Source organism: Actinomycetota bacterium, assembly GCA_013152275.1.
GTDB lineage: Bacteria > Actinomycetota > Acidimicrobiia > Spongiisociales > UBA4744 > BMS3Bbin01.
Genome location: JAADGS010000004.1, coordinates 1 through 5,642 on the forward strand (window position 1 = coordinate 1; position 5,642 = coordinate 5,642).

The following is a 5,642-nucleotide window of genomic DNA, read 5'->3' on the forward strand; positions in this document are numbered from 1 at the left end:
CAAAGCCGCTGCGGTACTTTCCCCCCAACGGTCGCTTCGCTCCCTGGGGGGACCAATAGCCGCCCCACGGTCTTGCATCGATGCCGCGTCGCGCCACGAAGTACGAGAAGAACCGAGCCGCCGGTCCGCGCACCCTATTGAAGGTCTTCGATACTCAGGACAGGAATCTGCTCGTCGTGAGGAAGGTCGGCGTTGATGAGCCCGATCTCGGCGTTCAACGCCTCGACACGTTCTCGTCGCTCCGTGTCGCCGGCGAACCGAGCGAACTTCTCTTTCCTGATCCGTCTGCGCAGTTCCCACGCCGCATCCTGAGCCCGGGCCCGCCGGACCCAGGCGCGTGCCCACCACGCAGGGTCGTAGTTGCCGTCGAGTCCTGGAATCGGTCGGCCGGCTCCCTCGAGATCGTCGAACTCCCCGCGCTCCACCGCCTCGCGGATCTCACGCTCCACAAGGAACTCGGGTTCAGACCGCGTCACGTCCACGAACTCACTCGAGGACGACGCCGGTCCCATAGGCAAGGATCTCCGAGGCATTCTGCATCACCATCGATGTCGAGAACCGCATACTGACGATGGCGTTTGCACCCTGCTGCTCCGCATCTTCGACCATCCGCGCGAGCGCCTGCTCACGCGACTCCCCCATCATCTTCGTGTACTCGACGATCTCGCCCCCGACCATGTTGCGAAACGCCGCCATGATGTCCTTGCCGACGTGCCGCGCCCGAATCGTGTTGCCCTTGACCAGGCCCACCGTCTTGGCGATCGTGCGGCCTTCGATCGTATCCGCCGTGGTGATGATCATTGCCGAACCTCCTTGAAGTCGTCCGTCTGCGCTGTCGACAGGCGGTCGTTCACCACGATGCCGATGAGGATGAGCGCCCCGAGGCCGATCGCTCCGACCGCTGCTCTGACGAATACGGGGATCTCGTTCGCAAGGAAGAAGCCCTTCACCGACCAGCCGACGAGGGCCAGGACCCCGGCCCCGATGAGGACATACGCGACTCTCTGCATCGTTGCACCTCCTGTCTCCAGACTACGCTCCACGACGGCGGCCGGCGGCAGGTCGCCGGTGCCCGCCGCCGAGAACCGGGGGTCCGCTCAGCCTTCCGGGTTCATGACCCTGCCGAGGAAGAGCAGGGCGCCGGTGGGTACGTCCCGAAGGGCGAAGATGAACGGCCGGTCGATCGTCAGCCTCGCCTCTTCGAGCGGCGCGGACGTTGCTCGCATCACCACTCCGGTGGCGGCAGCCGCCTCCGTTCCCTCCTCGTCCACCGCGATGTACGCCTCGTGAACCACGTCGCCGATGTACAGCGTCTCTTCGGTGGTCATGCCCGAAAAGTCCGCCGTGCGCTGATCGAATGCGGTGTGCATCCCGAGGTCGCGAAGCGCCGTGTTCAACCCGGCTTGGGTACGGAGCTTGAATCTCGGAATGGTCAGCGACACCGAGGTTTGCGCCCCGGAAAGACTCGCGACGGCGTCGTCGAGCAGACCACGACCGAGCCGCCCTTCGACGTCGGTGAACCGTCCCTCGTCCGGAACCACGACGAGCATCGCCAGATCCTCGCCAACATATGGCATCTGCACCGCCTGCCAGCCGTCCCCCGTCCCATACGAGAAAGAACTCGTCTGATGCATCATCGGCACGTTCACACGGTTGCCATCGAGCAGGGTGAACGGCCCGTCGGTTGTGTCATTCGGATCGAACTGGTGCTCCCAGGTGGCATCCAGATAGACGGCGTTGACGAGCACGAGTCTGGTCAGCGAGTCGAGCGCGCCTCGGGGGACGAGATCGAGGATGTTGTCGTTGGTTTCACTCGCGACCCACTCGTTGATCTGGATGCGAGCCTGCTCGGCCGCGGTCTTGAAATCGACCAGTCGCATGCCGGAGCCGTAGTCGGCGCCGAGCGTATCGAGGAACGGCTGTTCGAAGGTCACGCCCTGCTGTCCCCACAGGCTGTTGGCGGTGCTGAGTTGGACCCCCTCATCACCCTCGGTGAAGCTACGTGACTCGAGGGCGAGGTCGAGTGCATTCATCGCCTGGTGGAAGGCCTCGTCGTCGAGTTCCACATGCAGTACACGCGCCATCTCTTCTGCGGTCACACCTCTGGCACCGATGTAGGTCATCGCCAGCGCAGTGACGATGCTTGCCGGTGAGAAGACGAGGTTGCCGTCACCCGTGGCCAGCATGGCGTACAGATTGGTGCCGAACGCCTCCATGCCTGAGGCAACCGATGCCACATCGCCAGGGCTCACCTCCATCGTGGCCCGGGGAACGTCCGACATCGCCATCGCAACCGATGGAGATGCTTTTGTCCCGCTACATGCGCTCGTGACGAGCACGACGGCCAAAACCGGCAAGAACAGCTTGCCTCTCATCGCCACCTCCTCTACTCAAGGTTCGACGATGAGCATGGGCTCGAGGTTCCCCTCCGACGCGAGTAGGCCCACCTCCGGTGGGCTCACTCACGTCAGAACGGACGGGTCAGGACTCGCTGCCGCGCAGACCGCTGAGCCCTCCTGCAATCACCAGCACCGTGCCGATGATCAAGATGAAGAACCCGATCCCCGGACTGACGGTATATGCCTCGGGAATCATGCCGCCGGCCGCCGCCCGCGCCATCCCCGCCTGCATCGTCTCAGCCAAGTTCAAGGCGTCGAGATACTTGACGACCGAGTACGCGAGCAAGGCGACGCCGATCACCGCGGTGACCAGTGACGACGATCTACTCATCGCAGCGCTGCGCACACCGAGAAGAGCCAGAACCACCACGGTCACGATCAGGATGACGAGCACGATCTGTGCCCATGTGGCGAGCCCTCCCCAGATCGTCGGGACGCCGACCGGGAACGCCGGATCCGCCGTATGAAGTGCCGGGAGCATGTTCGCTCCAGGCGTTGTCAAGGCCTTCAGGAACAGACCGATGATCCCGATGACTACTCCGGCAAGTGCCAATAATCGACCAGTGTGCATGGCTTTCTCCCTCCACTCCGCGTCGCTGCTGATCCTAGGCTAGGCCTCCGCACCCCCCGGATGCCTGGAAAACCGACGGAGTTGCACTTTTGTGAATCCTCACCGATACGACCCCATGTGGCGTGTTCCCTCCCTTGCACGACCCGGACGGGCTCGATTCCTGGCGGGAGCGGACCGGTCGATGACCGACCGCCGCGGCCGCCCACCTGCCATCCATGGTCCTGCGCCGACCGGCCCGGGATCGGTTCATGCCGGGTGGAGCCGAACCTCGACGGGGATTGCCGTGAGCACCGCGTTGCCTGAGAGCGGATCCATCGTGCCGGGGCTGAGTCGATTCGAGTTCACTCCCGGTCGCCTCGCAGCAACGCTCAGTCCGGTCCCGTCGAGGTCATGTCCCCACCCGTGGGGCAGACTCACGACACCGGGCATGATCGCCTCGGTGACGTCGGCGGGAACGGTCACGGTGCCCGCCTGCGATGTCACGGAGACGGACACTCCTTGACCGATACCGAGACGTTCCGCGTCGCCGGGATGGATCTGCAGGGTGCAGCGCTCCTTGCCCTTCACGAGGATGTCCAGGTTGTGCATCCATGAGTTGTTGCTGCGGAGATCCCGTCTCCCGACCAGCAGCAGGCCGTCGGAAAGAGGAGCATCGAGGGCAGCCTCCAGTCGAGGTATGTCGGCCAGCAGAGTCTCCGGGGCAAGCTCGATCTTCCCCGATGGCGTCGCCAGGGCATCGGGAAACCGTGGCTGCATCGGACCCAGGTCGATGCCGTGGGGATGGTCCCGCAGTTTTCGGAGCGTCAGGCCCTCCAGGTTCTGGCCGTACGCATCACCGTACGGGCCGGTGCGAACGAGGAAGTCGAGGATCCGGTCCGGTCCACTCCCGCCCTCCGTCGCCGCACCGACCTCGGCGCCACTCCGACCGAATACGGCAGATGCTTCGTCTCCGATCGCGGCGCCGACCAATGTGGTGAACACCAGATCGTCGAACGGTTGGATATCGGCGTCAGGTGGCATCCCCGCAACGATGGCGGCCAGACGGAGCAGTATCTCCCATTCGTCTGGCATGCCGTCAGGGATCGGGAGGACCGGAGGCGAGTAGTTGGCCACGTTGCGGACTGCGAATCCGAGAAACGCGAAGTCGTAGTGGGCGTGATTCAACGGTGACGGGGCAGGAAGGATCACATCGGCGTGACGCGTGGTCTCGTTGCGATAGATGTCGACACTCACCATGAAATCGAGCCCTGAGATTGCAGCATCGAAACGCTCGCTCTCCGGTACGGTAAGGACCGGATTACCGCCGACGGTGATCAGTGCCCGGACCTGCCCCTCACCGTCCGTTTCAATCTCCTCTGCGAGCGTCGAAACGGGAAGTTCGCCACGCACTTCCGGCAATCCCTTGACACGGCTGTGCCAGCGCCCGGTCCGAAAGCCTCCTCGTTTCCGTGGTCGCTCGTGAGCAGCGCGAGGAAACATCGCTCCGCCGATTTCGTCGAGGTTGCCAGTCAGGATGTTGATCACGTCGACGAGCCAGGCGGCAAGCGAACCGAACTCGGTCGTGTGTGTGCCGATCCTCCCGTACACTGCGGCCGTCTCCGCCTGGGCCAGTTCATGGGCGATACGTCGAGTCGTCTCGGCGTCGATTCTGCAGGTCGCTTCGACTCGTTCGGGGCTGAACCGAGCGGCGACTCGTGCGATGTCATCGAGGCCGGTGCATGCCTCCTCCAAACGTCCCGGTGTGACCAGGTTCTCGTCGACGAGTGTGTGCACGATGGCGAACAGCCACAAGGCGTCGGTACCGGGACGAATGAACAGATGCTCGTCGGCGAACTCGGCCGTCCGGGTCCGCCGGGGATCGACGACGACGACCTTGCCTCCGCGCCGACGAATGCCCTCGAGCCGTCCCGGCCAGTCAGGAGCCGTCGCAAGGCTGCCGTTGGAGGCGTGGGGGTTTGCTCCAAGCATGAGCAGATAGCCGGTGCGATCCAGATCCGGCACCGGGATCAAGTCGGGATGACCAAACATGAGCCCGCACGACAGGTGCTTCGGCATCTGGTCCACCGTTGAGGCCGTGAAGACGTTCTTGGATCCCAAGGCTTTGACGAGTGCCCGGCCGTAGATGGGGCCGCTCATGTTGTGGGCATTCGGATTGCCCAGGTAGACGGCCACGGCATCGCGGCCGTGTTCCGCAAGGATCGGTTGCAGACCCGCGGCTACGTGCGCGAACGCCTCTTCCCAGGTCGCCGCCTCAAAGCCGCCATCGCGCCTGATCAAGGGTGTTCGCAGCCGATCGGAGTCGGCGTGGAGCTGCTTCAGGGAAGACCCCTTCGGACAGATGAACCCGTGGCTGAACACGTCGTCACGATCGCCGCGAATCCTCACCACCTCGTCACCGTCGATCGAGATCTCGAGTCCGCAGGTTGCCTCACAGAGCGGGCAGGTTCGGTAGACGGTTGTTCGTGTCGACACACGGTCCTCCCTCATGCAGATCGGTCCAGAGCCTCGTGGTCGGTGCCGACGATCTCCGTCCGTGCCCGAGCAGCATATCGTCAAACTCCTCCTTGGAGCCCGCCGGGCACTTCGTGGTGCGCATCCCCTACGCCGGCGCAAAGCCGCTACGGCACCTTCCCCCCTACGGTCGCTTCGCTCCCTTGGGGGGACCAATAGAC

6 protein-coding genes are annotated in these 5,642 nt (G+C 64.1%); all 6 read right to left on the reverse strand.

The features are described from left to right. Positions 1 to 134 precede the first annotated feature (134 nt). A complete protein-coding gene (locus GXP34_00100; protein ID NOY54377.1) occupies positions 135 to 512 on the reverse strand; it encodes a DUF1992 domain-containing protein in 378 nt (125 codons plus the stop codon). Continuing rightward, entirely contained in the window at positions 487 to 801 is a 315-nt protein-coding gene (locus GXP34_00105) for a YbjQ family protein (GenBank protein NOY54378.1), read from the reverse strand. Before GXP34_00105 ends, GXP34_00100 begins: the two co-directional genes overlap by 26 nt. Then, on the reverse strand, positions 798 to 1,010 hold the full coding sequence (locus GXP34_00110) for a hypothetical protein (protein ID NOY54379.1): 213 nt from the start codon (positions 1,008 to 1,010) through the stop codon (positions 798 to 800). The genes GXP34_00105 and GXP34_00110 overlap by 4 nt, the downstream gene beginning before the upstream one ends. An 87-nt stretch (positions 1,011 to 1,097) precedes the next feature. Beyond that, positions 1,098 to 2,375, reverse strand: a complete 1,278-nt coding sequence (locus GXP34_00115) for a serpin family protein (protein ID NOY54380.1) — start codon at positions 2,373 to 2,375, stop codon at positions 1,098 to 1,100. A gap of 106 nt (positions 2,376 to 2,481) precedes the next feature. Continuing rightward, on the reverse strand, positions 2,482 to 2,970 hold the full coding sequence (locus GXP34_00120) for a hypothetical protein (protein NOY54381.1): 489 nt from the start codon (positions 2,968 to 2,970) through the stop codon (positions 2,482 to 2,484). A gap of 246 nt (positions 2,971 to 3,216) precedes the next feature. Further along, on the reverse strand, positions 3,217 to 5,457 hold the full coding sequence (locus GXP34_00125) for a molybdopterin-dependent oxidoreductase (GenBank protein ID NOY54382.1): 2,241 nt from the start codon (positions 5,455 to 5,457) through the stop codon (positions 3,217 to 3,219). Positions 5,458 to 5,642: the final 185 nt, after the last annotated feature.

Coding starts and splice junctions, on each gene's coding strand:
- GXP34_00105 (NOY54378.1), bottom strand. CDS start 801: ATGATCATCACCACGGCGGATACGATCGAAGGCCGCACGATCGCCAAG.
- GXP34_00110 (NOY54379.1), bottom strand. CDS start 1,010: ATGCAGAGAGTCGCGTATGTCCTCATCGGGGCCGGGGTCCTGGCCCTC.
- GXP34_00115 (NOY54380.1), bottom strand. CDS start 2,375: ATGAGAGGCAAGCTGTTCTTGCCGGTTTTGGCCGTCGTGCTCGTCACG.
- GXP34_00120 (NOY54381.1), bottom strand. CDS start 2,970: ATGCACACTGGTCGATTATTGGCACTTGCCGGAGTAGTCATCGGGATC.
- GXP34_00100 (NOY54377.1), bottom strand. CDS start 512: ATGGGACCGGCGTCGTCCTCGAGTGAGTTCGTGGACGTGACGCGGTCT.
- GXP34_00125 (NOY54382.1), bottom strand. CDS start 5,457: ATGAGGGAGGACCGTGTGTCGACACGAACAACCGTCTACCGAACCTGC.